The sequence below is a fragment of the Pseudomonas sp. MYb185 genome (genome assembly GCF_002979975.1).
Classification (GTDB): domain Bacteria; phylum Pseudomonadota; class Gammaproteobacteria; order Pseudomonadales; family Pseudomonadaceae; genus Halopseudomonas.
Genome location: NZ_PCQD01000004.1, coordinates 246,926 through 267,821 on the forward strand (window position 1 = coordinate 246,926; position 20,896 = coordinate 267,821).

General features: G+C 63.9%; 19 protein-coding genes. 9 read left to right on the forward strand and 10 right to left on the reverse strand.

Annotated elements, in window-relative coordinates:
- The first annotated feature begins 105 nt into the window (after nt 1–105).
- Nucleotides 106–348 (forward strand): hypothetical protein, encoded by a 243-nt coding sequence (locus tag CQ007_RS08090; RefSeq protein WP_105645270.1) that lies wholly within the window; start codon nt 106–108, stop codon nt 346–348.
- Here CQ007_RS08090 and CQ007_RS08095 read toward each other — a convergent pair.
- From CQ007_RS08095 to CQ007_RS08105, 3 genes are all read right to left on the reverse strand, one after another.
- Entirely contained in the window at nt 327–2,636 is a 2,310-nt protein-coding gene (locus CQ007_RS08095; RefSeq protein WP_105644932.1) for an ATP-dependent DNA helicase, read from the reverse strand. The genes CQ007_RS08090 and CQ007_RS08095 overlap by 22 nt on opposite strands.
- Complete coding sequence (locus CQ007_RS08100) at nt 2,633–4,291, reverse strand: VRR-NUC domain-containing protein (protein ID WP_105644934.1); 1,659 nt, start codon at nt 4,289–4,291, stop codon at nt 2,633–2,635. The genes CQ007_RS08095 and CQ007_RS08100 overlap by 4 nt, the downstream gene beginning before the upstream one ends.
- A gap of 68 nt (nt 4,292–4,359) precedes the next feature.
- Complete coding sequence (locus CQ007_RS08105; protein ID WP_105644936.1) at nt 4,360–6,543, reverse strand: heavy metal translocating P-type ATPase; 2,184 nt, start codon at nt 6,541–6,543, stop codon at nt 4,360–4,362.
- 76 nt (nt 6,544–6,619) lie between these two features.
- Between CQ007_RS08105 and cadR the strand changes: the two genes are divergently transcribed.
- Complete coding sequence (cadR, locus tag CQ007_RS08110) at nt 6,620–7,081, forward strand: Cd(II)/Pb(II)-responsive transcriptional regulator (RefSeq protein ID WP_105644938.1); 462 nt, start codon at nt 6,620–6,622, stop codon at nt 7,079–7,081.
- A gap of 9 nt (nt 7,082–7,090) precedes the next feature.
- Here cadR and CQ007_RS08115 read toward each other — a convergent pair whose 3' ends face one another.
- Nucleotides 7,091–7,597: an ankyrin repeat domain-containing protein gene (locus CQ007_RS08115; RefSeq protein ID WP_105644940.1), complete on the reverse strand. Its 507-nt coding sequence runs from the start codon at nt 7,595–7,597 to the stop codon at nt 7,091–7,093.
- A gap of 136 nt (nt 7,598–7,733) precedes the next feature.
- Between CQ007_RS08115 and CQ007_RS08120 the strand changes: the two genes are divergently transcribed.
- Both CQ007_RS08120 and CQ007_RS08125 read left to right on the forward strand, forming a co-directional pair.
- Nucleotides 7,734–7,967: a DUF2789 domain-containing protein gene (locus CQ007_RS08120; RefSeq protein WP_105644942.1), complete on the forward strand. Its 234-nt coding sequence runs from the start codon at nt 7,734–7,736 to the stop codon at nt 7,965–7,967.
- A gap of 128 nt (nt 7,968–8,095) precedes the next feature.
- Nucleotides 8,096–9,298: a Bcr/CflA family multidrug efflux MFS transporter gene (locus CQ007_RS08125; protein ID WP_105644944.1), complete on the forward strand. Its 1,203-nt coding sequence runs from the start codon at nt 8,096–8,098 to the stop codon at nt 9,296–9,298.
- 42 nt (nt 9,299–9,340) lie between these two features.
- Here the strand turns inward: CQ007_RS08125 and fabB are convergent, their stop codons facing one another.
- The 6 genes from fabB to CQ007_RS08150 all read right to left on the reverse strand — a co-directional run bounded on the left by fabB (nt 9,341) and on the right by CQ007_RS08150 (nt 15,879).
- Complete coding sequence (fabB, locus tag CQ007_RS08130; RefSeq protein WP_105644945.1) at nt 9,341–10,558, reverse strand: beta-ketoacyl-ACP synthase I; 1,218 nt, start codon at nt 10,556–10,558, stop codon at nt 9,341–9,343.
- 11 nt (nt 10,559–10,569) lie between these two features.
- A complete protein-coding gene (gene fabA / locus CQ007_RS08135; RefSeq protein ID WP_105644947.1) occupies nt 10,570–11,085 on the reverse strand; it encodes a 3-hydroxyacyl-[acyl-carrier-protein] dehydratase FabA in 516 nt (171 codons plus the stop codon).
- 286 nt (nt 11,086–11,371) lie between these two features.
- On the reverse strand, nt 11,372–12,001 hold the full coding sequence (locus tag CQ007_RS19360; RefSeq protein WP_371919807.1) for a class I adenylate-forming enzyme family protein: 630 nt from the start codon (nt 11,999–12,001) through the stop codon (nt 11,372–11,374).
- Nucleotides 11,998–12,948, reverse strand: coding sequence for a class I adenylate-forming enzyme family protein (locus CQ007_RS08140; protein WP_371919808.1), 951 nt, complete (start codon nt 12,946–12,948; stop codon nt 11,998–12,000). The genes CQ007_RS19360 and CQ007_RS08140 overlap by 4 nt, the downstream gene beginning before the upstream one ends.
- 148 nt (nt 12,949–13,096) lie before the next feature.
- A complete protein-coding gene (locus tag CQ007_RS08145) occupies nt 13,097–14,998 on the reverse strand; it encodes an ATP-binding protein (RefSeq protein WP_105644949.1) in 1,902 nt (633 codons plus the stop codon).
- Nucleotides 14,995–15,879, reverse strand: coding sequence for a hypothetical protein (locus tag CQ007_RS08150; RefSeq protein WP_105644951.1), 885 nt, complete (start codon nt 15,877–15,879; stop codon nt 14,995–14,997). Before CQ007_RS08150 ends, CQ007_RS08145 begins: the two co-directional genes overlap by 4 nt.
- 181 nt (nt 15,880–16,060) lie before the next feature.
- Between CQ007_RS08150 and CQ007_RS08155 the strand changes: the two genes are divergently transcribed.
- The 5 genes from CQ007_RS08155 (at nt 16,061) to CQ007_RS08175 (ending at nt 20,793) form a co-directional block, all read left to right on the forward strand.
- A complete protein-coding gene (locus tag CQ007_RS08155; RefSeq protein WP_105644952.1) occupies nt 16,061–17,119 on the forward strand; it encodes an NAD(P)H-dependent glycerol-3-phosphate dehydrogenase in 1,059 nt (352 codons plus the stop codon).
- Nucleotides 17,116–17,667, forward strand: a complete 552-nt coding sequence (locus CQ007_RS08160; protein ID WP_105644954.1) for a DUF4389 domain-containing protein — start codon at nt 17,116–17,118, stop codon at nt 17,665–17,667. Before CQ007_RS08155 ends, CQ007_RS08160 begins: the two co-directional genes overlap by 4 nt.
- The gene (gene sixA / locus CQ007_RS08165) at nt 17,664–18,137 is read left to right on the forward strand and encodes a phosphohistidine phosphatase SixA (protein ID WP_105644956.1); all 474 of its coding nucleotides are present in this window, start codon (nt 17,664–17,666) and stop codon (nt 18,135–18,137) included. Before CQ007_RS08160 ends, sixA begins: the two co-directional genes overlap by 4 nt.
- 29 nt (nt 18,138–18,166) lie before the next feature.
- Nucleotides 18,167–19,834 carry an AMP-binding protein gene (locus CQ007_RS08170; RefSeq protein ID WP_105644958.1) on the forward strand — a complete coding sequence of 556 codons (1,668 nt, stop codon included), beginning with the start codon at nt 18,167–18,169 and terminating at the stop codon, nt 19,832–19,834.
- 98 nt (nt 19,835–19,932) lie between these two features.
- Nucleotides 19,933–20,793, forward strand: coding sequence for an alpha/beta hydrolase (locus CQ007_RS08175; RefSeq protein WP_105644960.1), 861 nt, complete (start codon nt 19,933–19,935; stop codon nt 20,791–20,793).
- Nucleotides 20,794–20,896: the final 103 nt, after the last annotated feature.

Here is a 20,896-nt window from a genome sequence, read left to right on the forward strand (position 1 = left end):
GATTGCCCAGGCCCGCACAATGAGACTATTGTGCGGGCCTTTTCATGGGCGTCACCGCCATTTGCTAGAATCGCGGCACATTTTCGATGGAGCAGGACAGATATGCTGGAGTATTTCATCATCGCGTTTGCGGTGATCAGTGGGCTGTATTTCCACTGGTGGCTGATGGTGCGCATCCGGCGCTGGAGCAATCGGGACCTGGCCCTGTCCATGGCCGGTGAGGACCAGGCCAGGCGCGAGTACATGCTGGCGCAACTGGCCGAGGCGCAACGTAGCAAGGTGAGTCGCAAGGAGCTGGAGTCATGGTTGCAGCGCGCTGCGGATTCTTATCCGGGAAACAGCGGCTGAGTGGTGCCGCGGGCCGGTTGCCGTTCCAGGCGATGGCCCTCCACCGACCACCAGCGGGGCAGCAGTTGCTGTACCGCGGGCTGACCGAAGCGATCATCCAGCAGCCAGATCACGCCCTCATCCTCGGGGCTGCGGATCACCCGGCCCGCGGCCTGGACCACCTTCTGCAGTCCGGGATACAGGCAGGCATAGTCATAGCCGCTGCCGAACATGGTCTGCATCCGTTCCCTGATCTGCTCGGTGACCGGATTGACCTGGGGCAGCCCCAATGTGGCAATGAAGGCGCCCACCAGCCGTTTGCCCGGTAGATCGATCCCTTCGCCGAAAGCGCCACCCAGGACCGCAAAACCGACGCATCGGGTGTCATCGGTGAAGCCGTGCAGGAAGGCTTCACGCTCGGCTTCGTCCATCTGGCGTGACTGCTCGCGTACCGGTATGTCGGGCCAGGCCGCGCGGAACATCTCCAGAACCTGTTGCAGATAGGCATAGCTGCTGAAGAACGCCAGGTAGTTGCCGGGACGCTCGGTGAACTGCCGGGCAATCAGTTCGCAGATCGGCCGCAGGCTGCTGGCGCGATGCTGATAGCGGGTCGACAGGTTGCGGGCAAAGCGCACCTGCAGCTGCTCGGCGCTGAACGGCGACTCGACATCCAGCCAGTGGGTATCCTCCGGCAGTCCCAGCAGGTTGACATGGTAGTGGCAGGGGCTCAAGGTCGCGGAGAACAGCGTGGTGCTGTGCGCGGCGGCGAAGCGCCCGGCCAGGAAGGGCGCCGGCAGGACATTGCGCAAGCACAGGGTCGACAACCGACGCCGGCCAACACGCCGCAGGCTGATGTCGAACAGTGAATGAGCGCCGTGCTGCTCGGCCAGGCGGCAGAACAGCAGGGCGTCGAGATAGAAGCGCAGCAGTGCCGGGTCATTACCCTCCGGTTGATCGGTCAGATGGTCGGTGATGGCGCCGATCAGTTTCTGCAGGGCGAGTATCAGCAGGTCGGGCAGTGCGGGATGCACCTCATACTCCGCCTGCTGCTCCCGGTGCAGGTGATTCCAGTGGCGATTGACCCGGTCCAGGGCGCTCTTCAGCCCGGTGGGGGCCAGCTGACGCAGCGCCTGGAAGCGGCCCTGACCCAGCTCGGCGGAATACATGCCGCGCCCGCGCTCGATCAGGTTGTGTGCCTCGTCGACCAGCAGAGTCACGCGCCAGTCGTTGACCACTGTCAGGCTGTAGAGCAGGGCGCTCATATCGAAATAGTAGTTGTAGTCGCCTACCACCACATCGGCCCAGCGACACAGTTCCTGGCTCAGGTAGTAGGGGCACACCTGATGCTCCAGAGCCACTTCACGCAGTGCCTGTCGCGTCAGCCAGCGGCGCGTCACCGCCGCCTGGCGTGCTGCCGGCAGGCGATCATAGAAGCCCCGCGCCAGCGGACAGGAGTCGCCATGGCAGGCGCGGTCGGGAAATTCGCAGGCCTTGTCCCGGGCGACATGCTCCAGCACCCGCAGGGGCATGTCCGCTTGTTGCGAGCGCAGCGTGGCCAGGGCATCGAGTGCCAGTTGCCGGCCGGGTGTCTTGGCGGTGAGAAAGAACAGGCGATCGAGCTGCTGCTCGGGAAACGCCTTGAGCTGGGGAAACAGTGTACCCAGGGTCTTGCCGATGCCGGTGGTGGCCTGGGCCATCAAGGTGTGGCCATCGCGGGCGGCACGGTACACCGCGGTGGCGAGCTGGCGCTGGCCGGTGCGAAAGTTCGGCCAGGGGAAACGCAGCTGCTGCAGGGCGCTGTCCCGCGCCTGGCGGTGAGCGCTCTCCTGTTGCGCCCAGCTGAGAAACCGCTGGCATTGCAGCTCGAAGAAGGCGCGCAGTTGATCTGCGGTGAAGCGCTCGCGGTAGGCGGTTTCCTTCTGGCTGATGACGTTGTAGTAGACCAGCGCCAGATCGATCTCCTCGAGACCGCGTTCGGCGCACAGCAGCCAGCCATAGACCTTGGCCTGGGCCCAGTGCAGCAGGCGCTGGTTCTGCGCGATGCGGCCGACATCGCCGCGGTGGGTCTTGATCTCTTCCAGCAGGTTGCGCGCCGGGTCATAGCCATCGGCGCGCCCGCTCACCAGCAGGTCCTGGTAGCTGCCAGCCAGCCCCAGCTCACTGAGATAGCCCGCGCCGCGGCGGGCCACCACGGTCTGGTGTCCGGCGATGCCTTCCTGGGAGCTGGGCGCGGGGGTGAAGCGCAGATCCAGGTCGCCTTCACGGGCGGTGAATTCGCACAGGGCCCGTACCGCTATGCGATAGCTCATGGGGTCCAGTGCACATAGCAGACGTCCACCGGCATGCCATGCCGGGCGCAGAATGCCAGCCAGCGGCGCTGGTTGTCCTGCAGGCGATCACCGGGGCCCTTGACCTCGATCATGCGGTAGCGCCGTTCCTCGGGCCAGAACTGGATCAGGTCCGGCATGCCCGCGCGGTTGCCACGCAAATCCAGCAACAGGCGCTGGAACCACAGCCGCAGATGCGCGGCGGGCAGGCAGTGCAAGGCCTGATCGAGCAGCTCTTCACTGAGCAGCGACCAGTTGACGAAGGGCGACTGGATGCCCTGTTTGCGCTGCCAGGTCTGGCGGATGCGATGCTGATAGTGGTCGGAGTCGAGCTGCGCCAGGCTGTCTGCGAACAATTCGTGCCGGCGGCGGTGAAAGTCCGGACTGTGCAGGTCGGCCGGGGCGCTGTGGAACGGGTGGAAGAAGGCGCCCGGCAAGGGAGCGAAGATCGCCTCCCAGCACAGCAGGCCGAACAGGCCGGTGACCAATGCGTTTTCCACATAATGCACCGGCGCCTGCGCGCTGCCCAGGTGCTCGCACACCGCCAGCTCCACACCCAGGGGGTGCGGGCCGGGCAAGGCCAGATCAAGGCGCGTACTGTCCGTCTCGACGGCCACCGGCACTGCCGCCTGGCCGAGCTTGCGTGCCAGGCGCCGCTGGGCGCGCAGCACCAGTTGCAACTCGGCATCGTCTTCCGGAGCGGCGAGGGCGGCCTGGACCAGGGCATAGGCATGCTGATGCTGCTGGCGTTTTTCCAGAATGCGTATCTGCCGCTGGCGAGCCCCTTTCCACCCACTGCGTTGATACAGCGCCAGCGCCGCATCGAGTTGCTCTTCACGCTCCAACTGGCGGGCCAGGGTGAACTCCAGGCGCGCCGTGCGGCTGCGCAGCCAGGGGTTGCCACACTCCGGTTCGCCCAGCAGGGCAACTACCTCCGCGGTGGGCAGGCCCAGTTCCAGCGATTGCCGGCATCGATGCAGATGCCGGTAGAGTTCGATGTCTTCGCGGCAACTGAAACCCCGGGAGTCGGCGGTGAAGGGCACTTGCTCATAACGGAACACACCCAGCTGGGCGAGCACGAATTCTTCCCAACCCTGGGCGAGATTGCCGAAGAATATCAATCGCAGTCGCTCCACGAGGTCAGCGAGATGCAGGGTAAACAGGCGCGCGTCGTGCTCCGGGCACCATTGCGCGAAGGGCCTGGGGTCAGGCTGGGCGGCATGCAGCAGCTCGATCAGATCCGGTTTGCGCAGGGCCCGTAGTCCGGGATTGGCGGGGAGCAACGGGAGGATTTCGTCCTTGTGCAACAGCTGACCCAGTTGCAGTGCGTCGATGGGTTGGTCATCGCTGAGCCAACCCAGCTCCAGCAGTGGCCCCGCCGCCTGCTCGATATCACCGATCTCGGCATAGCTCAGTTTGTCGCTGCGGTAATGCGGCCCCTTGCGCATGATCAGCCGCACCAGCAGGGCACGGGACGGTTCCGGCAGTCGGGTGAAGTGCAGCATGAAGTGCTGCTCTTCGCTGTCGAGCAGATCGGCATAGCGCTGCCGTAGCCAGTCCAGCGCCTGCTGGAAGTTATCCAGATAATACAGCGGCGGTGGCTGAGCGGTGGCAAGGGGTGTGGGCTGGTTGGGCATACAGTATTGTGCCCGTAGCACCACTCGCGTCGCAAGCTGGCGCCGACGAATACCACCCCCAGGCTGCCTTACTTGCGCAGCAGCCGCAGGCCATTGAGGATGACCAGCAGGCTCACCCCCATATCGGCGAATACCGCCATCCACATGGTCGCGTGGCCAGTTACCGTCAGTGCCAGGAACACTGCCTTGATGCCCAGCGCCAGGCCGATGTTCTGTACCAGCACCGCATGGGTCTGGCGGGACAGGCGGATGAATGCCGGAATCTTGCGCAGGTCATCGTCCATGATGGCCACGTCGGCGGTCTCGATGGCGGTGTCGGTACCGATCGCGCCCATGGCGAAGCCGATATCGGCCCGGGCCAGCGCCGGCGCGTCGTTGATGCCATCGCCGACCATGCCCACGCAGTTGCGCTGCTCGATCAGCGCTTCGATGTGCTCCAGCTTGTCGCTTGGCAACAGGTTGCCGCGGGCTTCGTCGATTCCCACCTGGGCGGCGATCGCTTCGGCGGTATGCGGGTTGTCACCGCTCAGCATCAGGGTCTTCACCCCGAGCCTGTGCAGTTCGTTGATGGCCTGGCGACTGCTGTCCTTCACCGTATCGGCGACGGCGAACAGCACCAGTGCCTGGGTAGCGTCGGAGAGGATGACCACGCTCTTGCCCTGGCGCTCCAGCGGATCGAGGCGGGCCTCGATGGCCGGCGAACACAGACCGAGCTCCTCCAGCAGGCGATGGTTGCCCAGGTGGTAGCTGTTGCCATCGATGCCGCCGCGGCTGCCGCGACCGGGGATGGCGCTGAACCGCTCCACCTCCCGGAATGCTACCGACTGGCTTGCCGCCTGCCTGGCGATGGCCTGGGATACCGGGTGGTCCGAGCGCTGGGCGAGGCTGGCAGCAATCGCCTGCCAGGTCTCGGGGGCCCCTTCGACCAGCGGCAGGAAGTCGGTCTGCACCGGTTTGCCGTGGGTCAGGGTACCGGTCTTGTCCAGCGCCAGGTGGGTGATCTCGCGACCGCTTTCCAGGTAGGCGCCACCCTTGACCAGGATGCCCTTGCGTGCCGCGGCGGCCAGGCCGCTGACGATGCTCACCGGGGTGGATATCACCAGTGCGCAGGGACAGGCCACCACCAGCAGCACCAGCGCCCGGTAGATCCAGTCGAGCCAGGCGGCACTCATCAACAGCGGCGGCAGGATGGCGACGGCCAGGGCGAGGGCGAACACCGCCGGGGTATAGATGCGCGCAAAGCGATCCACGAAGCGCTGGGTCGGCGCACGGGAGCCCTGGGCCTGTTCCACGGCGTGGATGATCCGCGCCAGGGTGGTCTCGCCGGCTGGTGCGGTGACCTGGTACTCCAGTTCGCCGGCCTGGTTGATGGTACCGGCGAACAGCGCGTCGCCCGGGCCCTTTTCCACCGGCAGGCTTTCGCCGGTGATGGGCGCCTGGTCGACCGCCGAATGTCCCCTGAGCACCGTGCCGTCGAGGCCGATACGCTCGCCGGGGCGTATCCGCACCCGGCTGCCGATGCCGACCTCTACCACTTTGCATTGGTGCCAGTGACCGTCGTCCTGCTGGACGGTGGCGGTCTCGGGGGTGAGGTCCAGCAACCCGCGGATGGCGTTGCGGGCGCGGTCGAGCGAGCGTGCCTCGATCCGTTCCGCCACCGTGAACAGGAACATGACCATGGCCGCTTCCGGCCACTGGCCGATGAGCATGGCGCCGGTGACCGCGATGCTCATCAGCGCATTGATATTGAGGTTGCGGTTCTTCAGCGCGATCCAGCCCTTGGCATAGGTGCCCATACCGCACAGGGCAATGGCAGCGATGGCGAGCGCCGCGACCAGCCACTGCGGGCCCCACTGGCTGAAGTGCAGGATCTCCGCCCCCAGGGCGGTACCACCCGCCAACCCCAGCCGCCACCAGAGAGTCTGCGGCGGCGGGGCCTCGGCAACACCGGCGTCGCCGGCATCGGCTGCCTGCGGGGTAAAGCCCAGCGCACGAATGGCTTGCAGGGCGGAGTCCAGGGCTGCGGGGGTGTGGCTGATGGTGAGCGTGCGGTCCAGCAGGTTGAATTGCAGGCCGAAGATCCCCGGCATGTTGCCCAGTCGGTCAGTGATCAGGCGCTCCTCGGTCGGGCAGTCCATCTCGGTGATGCGGAAAGTGCTCGAGATGCCGGACCCGTCCCGGGCAGGGGAGGCGGGCGCTGCCGCTGGCGCGGCATGGGTGTCGGTGTTATGGCTACCACAGCAGTTGGTCATGGCTGTTCTCCTTTGCTATGGTGCAGTGAACACCCTATAGCGACTATAGAGTCAACTCCCGACGAGGTGATAGCTGATGAAGATCGGTGAACTGGCGAAGATGACCCATTGCCAGGTGGTGACCATCCGTTACTACGAGCGTGCCGGGCTGTTGCCGCCGCCCGAGCGGAGCGAGGGCAACTACCGTGTCTATACCCCGGCACATGCCGAGCGGCTGGTATTCATCCGCAATTGCCGGGCGCTGGATATGACCCTGGATGAGGTGCGCCAGTTGCTGGATTACCGCGATCATCCGACCCAGGATTGCACCGGGGTGAATGAACTGGTGGATGAGCATATCGAGCATGTGGCAGCCAGGATCGAGATCCTGCAGGCGCTGCAACGGCAATTGACGGAGCTGCGCCGGCGCTGTACCGAAGGGCGGGGCATCGCCGACTGCCAGATACTTCAGCAACTGACTGCCAGCGGCAACTACCTCGATGAGGAGCCGGTATCCCACGTCGGTCGCAGTCACAAGGACGGTATCCAGCGCAACTGAGTGGGATGTTCAGCCCTGTTCCAGGCGTGCCTGGGTGTCGCTGGCACCCATGCTGCGGGCCAGATCCAGCGCGGTATGGCCTTCGGTATCGGTGGCCTGCGGATCGGCTCCGGCCTGCAGCAGGCGCTCGAGCATGTCGATGCGGTTGAACATGGCGGCGTACATCAACGGCGTCTTGCCACCCGCTGGGCAGCCATTGACATCGGCACCGTGGCTCAGCAGCAGCTCGACCATGGCCAGGTCACCCTTGAACACCACGCCAGCCAATGGCGTCTGGCAGCGATCATTAGCCAGTTCCGGGTCGCCACCATGCTCGAGCACGCTTTGCGCGGCCTGCAGGTGGCCATTGTAGCTGGCCAGCATCAGCAGGCTGTCGCCCTTGCTGTTGCGCAGGTTGGCCGGCAGGCCAGCGTCGAGCATGCGGGCCAGTTGCTCGGCCTCACCCTGACGGGCCAGATCGAACATGCGCTCGGCGAAGGCCAGCGTCTCATCATCCAGATACGGTTGGTCAGCCATGATGCTGTTCTCCTGAAGGGGGAGCTGCAATTGTGCACTGCCGACGGTTTCCGGTCACCCTGGTATGGATGATTCAGGCTGAAACCGCAGGGTCTGCTTTAATGAAAAGGGTGATCAGCCATCAGAGGAGATACCCATGGAATTGCCGAACCAGGATCTAGGTGCACTGTTCGACCAACTTGGCCTGTCCTCCCGGCCTGAGGATATCGATGTGTTTTTCGCCACCCATGCCTTGGCGCAGGATGTGAAACTGATCGATGCGCCATTCTGGACCCCGGCCCAGGCCGCCTTCCTCAAGGAAGAGATGCGCGACGATGCCGAGTGGGCGCCCATTGTCGACCAGCTCAACGCGCGACTGCATGAGCAATAGCAGGGGTTCTGCTCTGCCGTGAGTTGCTGCGCGCTGGCATGAGTATTTTTTTGTTACGGCGGAATCTGGCATGATGGCCGATTCCGCCGAACTCCTTTGCCGTTCGGCTCTGTCTTCGTGGATGTTACATGACCCTTCGTTTACTGCTCATCCTGGGTGGTCTGAGTGCTTTCGGCCCCTTGGCCATCGATCTCTATCTTCCCGCCTTTCCTGCCATCGCGCAGAGCTTCGCTACCGACTCCGAACATGTGCAACTGAGTCTGTCGGCCTATTTTATCGGTCTGGCACTCGGGCAGCTGTTCTATGGCCCGCTGGCGGACCGTTTTGGGCGGCGCAAGCCACTGCTGTTCGGTATCGGCTTGTTTACCCTGGCCTCGGTTGCCTGCGCCCTGGCACCGACGCTGGAGTGGCTGATCGCTGCGCGCTTCGCCCAGGCGCTGGGTGGCTGTGCGGGCATGGTGGTCAACCGCGCCATCGTTCGTGATCTCTGTACTCCCATCGAGGCGGCCAGAGCCTTCTCGCAATTGATGCTGGTGATGGGGGTGGCGCCCATCCTGGCGCCGCTGGCCGGAGGCTGGCTGATGCTGCTGGGTGGCTGGGAGCTGATCTTCGCTGCCCTCGCGGTATTTTCCGGGGTGTTCGGCTTCCTGGTGTTGTTCCGCTTGCCGGAAACCCTCTCCGCGGACGGTCCGCGCAGCCAGCTATCGAGTGCCCTGGGGCGCTATGGTCGATTGCTGAAGGAGCCGGAGTTCATGTTCCATGCGTTGACCGGGGGGGTTGCCATGGCCGGCATGTTCGCCTACATCGCCGGTTCACCTTTCGTGTTCATCGAACTGTATGGTGTGCCGGTGGAGCATTACGGGTGGTTCTTCGGCATGAACTCGGCCGGCTTCGTGCTGGCGGCCCAGCTCAATGGCCGACTGCTGCGCCGCCGTACTCCACTCAAGCTGCTCAAGGTCACCACGCTGTTATTCATGTGCAGCACCATTGCCCTGTCGCTGGTGGCATTGTTGCAGACCGCATCACTGTGGCCTCTGCTGGTGCCGCTGTTCATCTGCATGGCTCTGCTGGCCCTGGTACTGCCCAATTCATCAGCCTGTGCCATGGCCGGGCACGGGCATCAGGCGGGGGTCGCCTCGGCGCTGATGGGCACCCTGCAGTTCGCCATTGCCGGGGTGGTTTCGGCCATGGTGGGAGTACTGCATGATGGTACGGCATTGCCCATGGCCGGGATGATCACGCTGTGTGGGGTGGTGGCGGCGAGCATGGCATTGATGGCGCGGCGGGTGTCGCGGCGCAAGCCGGCGCCTGAGGCGGTGGGGCAGGAGTAGGGTAGAAAGCGGCGGGCAGAGGAGCTCTGCCCGCCGTCAGACTCAGGCGCCGGACCAGCGCTTGAGGATCAGGGTGGCGTTGGTGCCGCCGAAGCCGAAGCTGTTGGACATCATCAGGTCAACCGCCTGGTCCAGGCGCTCGCGCAGGATCGGCAGATCGGCTGCATTCTCGTCCAGCTCATCGATGTTGGCCGAGGCGGCTAGGAAGTTGTCACGCATCATCAGCAGGCAGTAGATCGCCTCCTGGACCCCGGCAGCACCCAGCGAGTGGCCGGAGAGGCTCTTGGTCGAGCTGATCTTCGGTGCCTTGTCGCCAAACACTTCACGGATCGCCTTGAGCTCTGCCACGTCGCCCACCGGAGTGGAGGTGCCGTGGGTGTTGAGGTAGTCGATGCTGCCCTCGACCGTGGCCAGCGCCTGCTGCATGCAGCGCACCGCGCCTTCGCCGCTGGGTGCGACCATGTCGTAACCGTCGGAAGTGGCGCCGTAGCCCACCACCTCGGCGTAGATCTTGGCGCCGCGGGCCAGGGCGTGCTCCAGCTCTTCAACCACGACCATGCCGCCGCCGCCGGCGATGACGAAGCCGTCACGCTTGGCGTCGTAGGCACGCGAGGCTTTTTCCGGGGTGTCATTGTACTGGGTGGACAGGGCGCCCATGGCGTCGAACAGCATGGATTGGCTCCAGTGTTCTTCTTCACCGCCGCCGGCAAACACGATGTCCTGCTTGCCCATCTGGATCTGCTCCATGGCGCTGCCGATGCAGTGCGCGCTGGTGGCACAGGCTGAGGAGATCGAGTAGTTGATGCCCTTGATCTTGAACGGCGTGGCCAGACAGGCCGATACCGTGCTGCCCATGGTGCGTGGAACCCGGTATGGCCCGATCTTCTTCACGCCCTTTTCGCGCAGAATGTCGATCGACTCCATCTGGTTCAGGGTCGAGGCACCACCGCTGCCGGCGATCAGACCGGTGCGGGTATTGCTGATCTGCTCTTCGCTCAGACCCGAGTCGGCGATCGCCTGCTGCATGGACAGATAGGCGAATGCCGCGGCATCGCCCATGAAACGCTTGACCTTGCGGTCGATGGCGGCGTCCAGATCGATCTTCACGCTGCCGGAGACCTGGCTGCGCAGGCCCATTTCTGCATATTCGGGATTGTGGGAAATGCCTGACTTGCCTTCTTTCAGGCTGGCGGCCACGCTTTCCAGGTCCTGGCCGAGGCAGGAGACAATGCCCATACCGGTAATCACGACGCGACGCATAGTGATGATCCTCAGAAACTATCAGTAGAAGTGAACAGACCCACCCGCAGACCTTCGGCGGTATAGATCTCGCGACCGTCGACCGCCATGGTGCCATCGGCAATGCCCAGTGTCAGGGCGCGGTTGATGGTGCGTTTGATATGTATGGTATAGGTGACTTTCTTCGCGGTCGGCAAGACCTGCCCGAAAAACTTCACTTCGCCGGAGCCCAGTGCGCGCCCGCGGCCTTCAAAGCCCAGCCAGCCGAGGTGAAAACCGACCAGTTGCCACATGGCGTCGAGACCCAGACAGCCCGGCATGACCGGATCACCTTCAAAGTGACAGGCGAAGAACCACAGATCGGGATGGATATCCAATTCGGCAACGATTTCGCCCTTGCCGAAGCGGCCGCCCGTTTCGCTGATGTGGGTGATGCGATCGATCATCAGCATGTTGGGGGCTGGCAACTGTGCGTTACCGGGGCCGAACAACTCGCCACGACTGCATTGAAGCAGTTCTTCCCGGCTATACGCATTTTGTTTTGACATAGAGGCTCCTGCTCTTCCCCGTTCGGTGGGGCGCTATTGTATCGGCATGGCGGGGGTTGATGAACGGTAAATCCGCCAGCGTAAGCTCAGACTGTCGCGGCGTGGTGAAAGTCACACCCGGACAGATGAGGCGTTGAGGATACCCGCGATGCCGTTCGAGGACAAAATTTCCGGGAGAAATTTTGCCGCTGCTGCGAACCGGCGCCGAAGGCGGCCCTCCGTTTGTCGGGCCGGCCGATATCAGGCCACGCGGCCCGGCAGCTGCCGAGCCGCGCGCGGGCGCTGTTCAGTCGAGAACGCCGAACAGCTCCTGGAACTGATCACGCAGCTCGCGCTTGAGCACCTTGCCGATGGCACTGCGCGGCAGCTCGTCGGTAAGGATGACGCGGTTCAGGCGCTGGGTCTTGCCGACCTGGCCGTTGAACCATTGCAAAATGTTTTCCGCCGTGGTGTCAGCGCCGGGTTTGAGTACGGCGTAACCGACAGGTGTTTCGCCCCAACTGGTGGATTGCACGCCGATGACGGTGACTTCCAGCAGGTCCGGGTGCTGGCGCAGTACTTCTTCCAGATCGCTGGGATAGATATTGAAGCCGCCGCTGATGATCATGTCCTTGCGCCGGTCCATGAGAGTAAGGAAGCCGTCCTTATCGAAACGACCGACATCACCGGTACGGATGAAGCGTTTACCGGTACTGTCGTACCACTCGGCTTCGGCGGTTTTTTCCGGCTTGTTCAGGTAGCCGGTCATCATCGCTATCGAATGACCGACCACTTCGCCGATCTCACCGGTCGGCAGCTCGTTGCCTTCCTCGTCGATCACCCGCATGTCATGGCCATCCAGGGGATGCCCCACGGTGTTCAGCTTGTCGGGGAACTCATGGGCGACCAGCATGCAGGAACCACCGCCTTCGGTCATGCCATAGAACTCCACCAGGCCGCCAGGCCAGCGTGCCAGCGTGCCAGGATGTCGGCCTTGAGCTCGCCATGGAAGGGCGCGCTGGTACTGAACTTCACCTTGAAGGAGGACAGGTCGTACTGATCGAAGTCCTCGCGGGCCATGATGCGCTGATACTGCACCGGGACCAGCATGGTATGCGTGGCGCCGTGTTCCTGGGCCAGTTCCAGGTACTTGCGGGCATCGAACTTGCCCATCAGCACCAGGGTGCCGCCCAGACCGATGGTGGGCAGGAAGGACACCAGGGTGGTGTTGGAATACAGCGGGGTGGACATCAGGGTCACGCAATCGGGGCCATAGCCGAACGCCAGGCCGCGCTGGATGTGCGACCAGCGCATCAGGTGGTTGTGCACTATGCCTTTCGGCTCGCCGGTGGTGCCCGAGGAGTAGATGACATTGAACAGCGTATCCGGCGTGAGCGCGACGGGGCTTGGCGGGGTATTGCCCAGCCATTGGCTGAAGCCGGCTTCCGGGCGGCTGTCATCCAGACTCAGCAGCGGCACCTCTATCCGCGAAGCGACCGCCTGCAGCGCCTGGTCCACCGGCTGATCGACGAAGAACAGCTTGGCAGCGGAGTCACCCAGCATGGTGATCAGGCTGTCGGGGGTGGAGGAGGGAGCGAGTGGCGCAACCACCATGCCGGCACGCAGCGCGGCCAGGAACAGGATGGCGTAGGGGATCGAGTTGGCAGCGCAGATGGCGATGGAGTCGCCCGGTTGCAGTCCATCGCGTTGGAGCGCTGCGGCGGCCCGGTTCACCTGGGCATCCAGTTCGGCATAGGTGAGCTGGCGATCATCCTGGATCAGGGCTGGGTGACTGGCTCGATGTTGCGCATGCAGCGCCAGCAGTTCAGGCAGAGTGGTGAAGGGTGATTCGAGTGTTATCGGATAATCGGCTGAAACGCTCATTCCTGATGGGCCCCTGAGAATGATGATGGTGCCCCAGTGTCTCCGTTTTATCAGTGTGAATCCATGCCTTCGGCGTTGCGGAATAATGGCCGATCAACCTCGATGATAGCTTCCCCGAACAGGCTCCCCGGGGAGCCGGGCGCGATGCTCAGGTCCAGCGCTCGAGCAACTGCTGCAGCGCCTTGCGGGTCACCGGCTTGGCGAGAAAGCCCTGCATGCCCGCTTCTTCGCTGCGCTGGCGGTCTTCCTGGGAAGCGCTGGCGGTCAGGGCGATGCAGGGACGTGGCTCGGCATGCGTCTCGGTGCAGTGCCGGACATACCAGCGATACACGGTGAAACCATCGATGTCCGGCAACTGGATATCCATGAGGATGAGGGAAAACGCCTGTTGCGGGTCCTTCAGCAGTTGCAGTGCCTGATGGCCGTCATCGGCCACCACCACTGGCTGTGACAGGCTGCGCAACATACCTTCCATGACCATCTGGTTGACCGGGTTGTCCTCCACCAGCAATACCGGCAGCGAGCCCGGCCGCGCTGCCGTCGGGGAGGTGGCTGGGGCCTGGCTGACGGTCTGGTCAGCCAGGCCCAGGGGGACGCTCAGGGTGAAGCAGGAGCCGGCGCCGGGCTGGCTGCTGGCGTGCAGCTGGCCGCCCATCTTGTGCGCGAAATTGCGGGCGATCGACAGGCCCAGCCCGGTGCCGCCAAAACGCCGCGAGGTGCTGCTGTCGCCCTGTTGAAAGGCATCGAACATGTGTTCCAGGCGCTCATTGTCGATGCCGATACCGCTGTCGACCACCTCGCACACCAGTTCCAGCATGCCGCTGGCATTCAGATGCCAATGCGCGTGCAGGCGGATGCTGCCCTGCTCGGTGAACTTCAGCGCGTTGCCCAGCAGGTTGACCAGGATCTGCCGCAGTCGGGTGGGGTCACCCACCACCAGCGGGGCGGGCGGCTCGCCACTTTGGGCGACGATCAGCTGCAGCCCTTTCTGCGCGGCGGCGTAATCGAAGGCGATGGCGGTGCGGCTGATCAGTGAGGACAGGTCGAAGCGGATCTGCTCCAGCTCGAAGGCGTCACGCTCGATGCGGGACAGGTCGAGGATGTCGTTGATGACCTTGAGCAGGTGGTCGGTGGACTCGCTGGCGATACGCGCGTACTCCAGTTGCTCTTCGCTCAGGTCGGTGGTTTCCAGCAACTGCAGCATGCCCATGACGCCGTTCATCGGGGTGCGCAGTTCATGGCTCATCATTGCCAGGAAGTCGGACTTGGCCCGGTTGGCATGCTCGGCCTGTTCGCGTGCGGCGATCAACTCGGCCATGGCCTCACGGTGCTGTACCTCGGCCTGTTGCAAGGTAGCGGCCAGCCGGTTGATATTGGTCATCAGCTCGCCGATCTGGCTGTCTTCGTTCACCTGCAGGCGGGCATCCAGCCGGCCGTCCTGCAGCGCCTGCACTGACTGGCGCATCTGGATCAACGGCGTGGCCAAGGCCCGGGCCAGTCGCATGGACAGCAACAGGGCGGCGAGCAGCACCAGCGCGCCCAGCTGCAGGCTGCGCCACATGATGCTGCGCTGGCGTTCAATGAAGGCCTGGAAGCTGAGCCCTACCTCGACCATGCCCACTTTCACCGCTGCGCCATTGGCTCTGTCATCGGTATTGAGCAGGAACAGGTCATAGTGCAAGGGCACACGCTGGCGCTGGATATCGGCGCGGAACATGCGCAGATGGGTGCTCGGGATCTGGCTGGCATGCTGCATCGCCAGGGATCTGCCCTTGCTGTCGAATACTTCGATGCGCTGTACATGCGGGATCTTCATCGAGCTGTTGATCAGGGTCTCCAGCAGGATGAGGTTGCCGGTAATGACGGCATATTCGGTGGCCGGTGCCAACTGATCGGCAATCAACTGGCCGGTGGTCTGCATCTCCTGGTTCAGTGCGTCCAGACGAACATGGGTGAAGTAGGCGAGCAGGATGACCCCCAGCAGAGTGGCCGGCAGCAGGGCAATCATGATCAGGCGGCGGTGAATGCTGCCGCGTTGCACAATGTTCATGGCGATGCTTGTTCCTCTGCATGAATCCGCTGCTGCAGCTCGGCGTCCTGCGGCGGTGGCAGGCCGAGCGAGTGGGCTACCTGCGGGTTGCTCAATACCGAGAAGCGCTCGGGATAGCGCACCGCGCCAGGGTGCCAGTCATCCTGCAGCATTGCGTGCACGCTGTCAGCCATGTCCTGCGCCGAGCTGTAGGTGGTGCTCAGGCTGCCGGCGGCGATGAATGGCGCTGAAGGGCCGATCAGTACGCGATTGCGGGTATAGCTGCCGAGCAGCAGCGGCTTGAGGTTGTTGGCATTGTAGACCTGCGGGTCATCCAGCCCGATCAGCACTTCGCTGGCGTTCAGCACGCTGGCCAGGCGCCGCAGCAGATCCTGCTGAGTGGCGACCGAGCGGGCATGCAGGGTCAGGCCGCGGCGTTGCGCTGCGGCTTCCCATAGCGGTAGCTGCCATCGTTGCTCGCTGCTGTACAGCAGCCCGGCGGAGTGCAGGCGGGGAATCAGCAATTGGGCCAGCGACAGCTGACGTTCAGGCTTGGCGCTGGCCAGCAGTATCTGCACGAAGGGCGGCTGGTCACTGCTGGGATGTGGGCCGAGCTGGTCGAGGGTGATATAGGTGGCGATGGTGGGTATTACGTATGTCTGCTGCAGGCGCCAGTCCAGAGCCTCCGGCCCCATGGTGATGATGGTGGCGCCGCCGGGGTTGGGCGGCTCGCCGAGCAGCTGAATAAGCAGGGTGTCGGCCGGACGCTGATGCTGCAGGGCGTCGACGAAGGCGCGGGTCAGCTCCGTTTCCCGCGGCTTGATCACCAGCAGGATGTCCGCCCAGGCGCCATTGCTCAGCAGGCACAGCAGAGTGAGGAGTGTCAGGCGCAGCGGTTGCATGGCCCGCTCCGGTTCTTGGAAAGTGGCGGCATGGCGACATTCCTTGTCAGCTCGATAGATCAGAAGTTTAACTCAGCACTGAGATAAAGGTGACTGCGGCATCGGGTTTTTTCATCACCGCTTCGCTGTTATTGTTCGCGGACATATACTGACGGCTGTTCATCTGTTTCAAGGAATCTGCATGACCGACCTCAAGGTCCCCGTAACCGTACTGGGTGGCGGCAGTTTTGGCACCACCCTGGCCAATCTGCTGGCGGCCAATGACGTTCCCGCCACGCTGTGGCTGCGCAATGAGGAACAGGCCGCCGACATGCGCCGCCAGGGAGAGAATACCCGCTATCTGCCGGGTATCCGGCTCGATCCTCGATTGACCATCACCAGTGACCTGGCCGCGTCGCTGCAGGCAGCCGAACTGGTATTCCTGGCCATCCCCAGTGGTGCCTTTCGCAGTGTGCTGCAGCAGATCGGTCCGGGTCTGGCCGGCAAGGGGATAATCAGCACCACCAAGGGCATCGAACAGCCGGGCTTCCTGATGATGAGCCAGATCGTCGAGCAGGAAGTGCCCGAGGCGCGGGTCGCAGTGTTGTCCGGCCCCAACCTGGCCCGGGAAATGGCTGCCGGTGCGCTGACCGCTACCGTGGTTGCCAGCGATGATGAGACCCTCAGTGCCCAGGTGCAGGCGGTGCTCGGTTGCAAGAGCCTGCGCGTATACGCCAGCAAGGACCGCTACGGTGTCGAGCTGGGCGGGGCGCTGAAGAACGTCTATGCGATCATCTCCGGCATGGCCGCTGCCATGGGCGTGGGCGAGAATACCAAGAGCATGCTGATTACCCGGGCGCTGGCGGAAATGACCCGGTTCGCCGTGCATATGGGCGCCAACCCGATGACCTTCCTCGGCCTGGCCGGGGTCGGCGATCTGATCGTCACCTGCACCTCGCCGATGTCGCGCAACTTCCAGGTGGGTCATGCCCTGGGCAAGGGGCTGAGCCTGGAGGAGAGCATAGCCCGGCTGGGGCAGGTCGCCGAAGGGGTGAACACGCTCAAGGTACTGCGGCAGAAGTCGCAGGAGGAGGGCGTGTACATGCCGCTGGTAGCCGGGCTGCATGCCATTATCTTCGAGCAGCAGCCGCTGACCGAGGTGATCGGCAAACTGATGAGCGCCGAGCAGAAGCACGATGTGGAATTTTCCGCCTTTATGTCCTGTACCGCTTTGAACAAGCAAAATAGGGAGCAGCAATGAACGCATTCAAAGACAACATCACCAGTGCCGACTTCTGGTTGCGGCTGGTTTATACCCTGCTGTTCGCCCTGGCCTGGCAGGTGGTCGAATTCCTGCTGGCAGTGATCCTGGTGCTGCAGATCGGCTTTCGGCTGTTCACCGGGCAGCCCCACGCACGGCTCGCCGGGTTGGGCAACAGCCTGTCGCAGTACGCCTGGCAGATGGGCCGCTACGTCACTGGTGCCAGCGAGGTGAAGCCCTGGCCGTTCATCGAGTGGCCGGCTGAAGATGCCGAGTGGCAGCCGAAGCCGGCCGAGGGCCCGGTTACCGTAGACCCGCATACAACGCCGGTACCGCCGGTGACCCCGGTACCACCAGCCACCTCGGCGCCGCTGGTCGATCCTGCACAACCAGCGGTGGTTGCTGACGTACCGCCGGCAACCGAGCCCGAGCCGCCGACCGCAGCGCTGCCGGCAGACGAGCCGCAGCCCGAGCCGCCCATAGTGCAGCCGTCGGCAATCGACGACCCGGATGCCACAGCCGGCGATGGCAGCAGGTTGAAACCATGAAGGTATGGATTCTGCGCCACGGCCAGGCTGAGCCCAGCGCTGCCAGTGATCCACAGCGGTGCCTGACCGAGGTCGGGCGGCAGCAGGTGCGGCAGATGGCGCAGCGGCTGGTTGGCCAGCCACTGGATATCATCCTGGCCAGTCCCTATCAGCGCGCCCAGCAGACTGCCGAGCTGGTGCGCGAACAACTGGACATGCGCCGCAGCATCACCACGGTGGACTGGCTGACGCCGGACGACGACCCGCTGGAGGCACTGGATCGCCTTGCCGAGCGTTCGGAGGCGAACATCCTGCTGGTCAGCCACCAACCGCTGGTGGGACAGATGATCAGCCTGGCGGTGGATGGCCATCGCCAGGCGCATTACCCCATGCCCACCGCTGGACTGGCCTGCCTGGAGATGGCCTTGCCGGCTGCCGGGGTGGCACAGTTGCTCAGCCTGAGCAATCCGGCCAGCGAGCCGGGCACATAATAACAATCACCGGTAGCACGGAGTGATGCATGGACAATCAGACAGGGGCGGCTGCCGTCCCGGTGCTGGAGGCGTTCTTCCGGCATGAGCGGCAGCATCCGGACAAGACCTATCTGATCCAGCCCCTGGCTGGGGGTACCACGCTGGAGCTCAGTTGGCGGCAGGTGGGTGAGCAGGCGCGGCGTTTCGCCGGTTGGTTGTCACAGCTGCATCTGCCCGAGCGTAGCCAGGTGGCGATTCTCTCGAAGAATTGCGCACACTGGATCATTGCCGACCTGGCGATCTGGATGGCCGGGCATGTCTCGGTGCCGCTGCCACCGACTTTGCCGGCCGATGCCCTGCGACAGATGATCGAGCATTCCGAGTCCCGGGTAGTGGTGGTTGGCAAGCTGGATGACTGGCAGCGTGTGCGCCCGGGACTGCCGGCGGGTATCCCCTGGGTCGGCCTGCCGCTGGCCGAGGCCGACGAGCAACTGCACGACTGGCAGAGCGTGCAGCGCTGTGCACCCGTGCAGCAGATACTGGCCCGCGACCCGGCGCAACCGGCCACCATCATGTACAGTGCCGGCGCCAGCGGGCTGCCCAAGGGCTGTGTGCTGAGCTTCGCCAGCATGTATTTCGCGGCGAACAACTTTCTGCGGCTGTTCCTGGTTACCGAGCAGGACCGGGTGCTGTCATGGTTGCCCTTGTCCCATGTGGCCGAGCGCCAGTTCGTCGAGATGCAATCACTGCTGTCGGGCATGACGGTGTATTTCGCCCACAGCCGTTCCACCTTCATCGATGACCTGCGTCGGGCCCGGCCGACGCTGTTTCTCGGCACGCCTTCGACCTGGCAGCAGATCCGCCAGGGCGTGCTGCGCCGCACCCAGCAACGGGTGCTGGATACCGCACTGAAGATCCCGCTGCTGGGCAAGCGCCTGGCGGCCAGCATGCTCGAGCAGTTGGGCCTGGACCAGGTGCGCTTTGCCGTATCCAGCTGCGATGTGGTACCGGCGGAACTGATGGACTGGTACCACCGCATTGGCGTCAGGCTGTTCGAAATCTATGGGCTGACCGAGAACTGTGGCTATTCCCATGTCGGGCGTCCTGGTCGGCTGCGCCCGAGCTGGTGTGGCCTGCCCAACCCCGGCGTCGAGTGCCGGCTGGATGCGGATCAGCAGGTGCTGGTGCGTAGCCAGGCGACCATGCTCGGCTACTTCAAGGATCCGCAACGGACCGCGCGCAAGCTCGACGAGCAGGGTTTCCTGCACACCGGTGACCGGGGGGAGATCGATCAGGAAGGCTTTCTCCGTCTCAGCGGGCGGATCAGCGATCTGTTCCACAGTGCCGAGGGACGGCTGATCGTGCCGCAGCCGATCGAGCATCGCCTGCTGACCCATGGCTTCATCGAGCAGGTCTGCGTGGTAGGTGAGGGCCTGCCCCAGCCCCTGGCGCTGCTGGTGCTGACCGAGGAAGCGCGGATGCTGCCCAGGCATGAGGTGGAGAAGCAACTGGAAGTGCTGCTGCAGGAGGTCAACGGTCAGTTGCCGCGCTGGGAGCAACTGGGCTGCCTGGTGGTGAGCGGTGATGCCTGGGTATTGGATGATAGTTGCCTGACTCCGACCATGCAGCTGCGGCGTGGAATGATTCGCGCGCGCTATCAGGAGCGTTTCGGTGCCTGGTCGGTGAGCGGCACCACCATCGTCTGGCAGGGCTGAGGCATTATATACCTTCATTCATGGCCCGCCAGCTGCTTGTCGACGGCCCGCGGCGTTCTTTACATTCAACGGCCATTCACTGCAAACAACGGGACACCATGGTCAGCAGTCACGAGATACGTTTCACCCTGCCGTCGATCGAGATAGCCGGCAAGGTATGGGGAGAGCCGGGTGGCCTGCCGGTCATCGGCCTGCACGGCTGGCTGGATAACGCCGCGACCTTCGATCTGATCGGTCCGCAACTGAGCAAGGTTCATCTGGTAGCGCTGGACCTGCCCGGCCATGGTCTGTCCGACCATCTGCCCGCCGGCGGCTACAGCTTGTGGCAGCAGGCGGCAACGGTGCTGCAGGTAGCCAATGACCTGGGGTGGAAGCGTTTCGCGCTACTTGGCCATTCGATGGGTGGGATTATCAGTTGCATTCTCTCCGGCACCCTGCCGCAGCGACTGATCGGTGCCGCCATGATCGATGGACTACTGCCGGTGACCGGCGAAGCGCAGGATGCACCCCGCCAGATGGCGCGCTTCTTCGAGGCCAGCCAGGCCCTGGCCGGCAAGCGCAAGCCGGTCTACGACAGCGCGGACAAGGCGGTCAGTGCCAGGGTGCTGGGTGGTACTTCGAGTATTTCCCGCGGTGCGGCGGCCATGCTGGTCGAGCGGGGGTTGATGCCGGAGCAGGGCGGCTGGACCTGGCGTACCGACCCGCAGCTGATGCTGCCGTCACCGGTGCGCCTGACCTTCGAGCATGCCATCGCCTTCGCCGAGGCGATCAGCACGCCGACCTGTCTGGTGCTGGCCAACCAGGGGGTGATGGCCAAACATCCGCTACTGATGGAGCGGATCGACAGCTTCGGACATATCCAGACTCATCGCCTGGAAGGCGGGCATCACCTGCACCTGGAAGAGCAGGCGCCAATCGTTGCAACAATTATCGACAGCTTTTTCCAAACCCTTGCTTGACCCAGCGCGACGGCTGGGCAAGGCTGAGACCATTATCCGGTATTCCGGAATCTGCTTTCAGTCATAGGTCCCGCTGAGCTGTTGCTTGCCGGGCCGTCGTTCA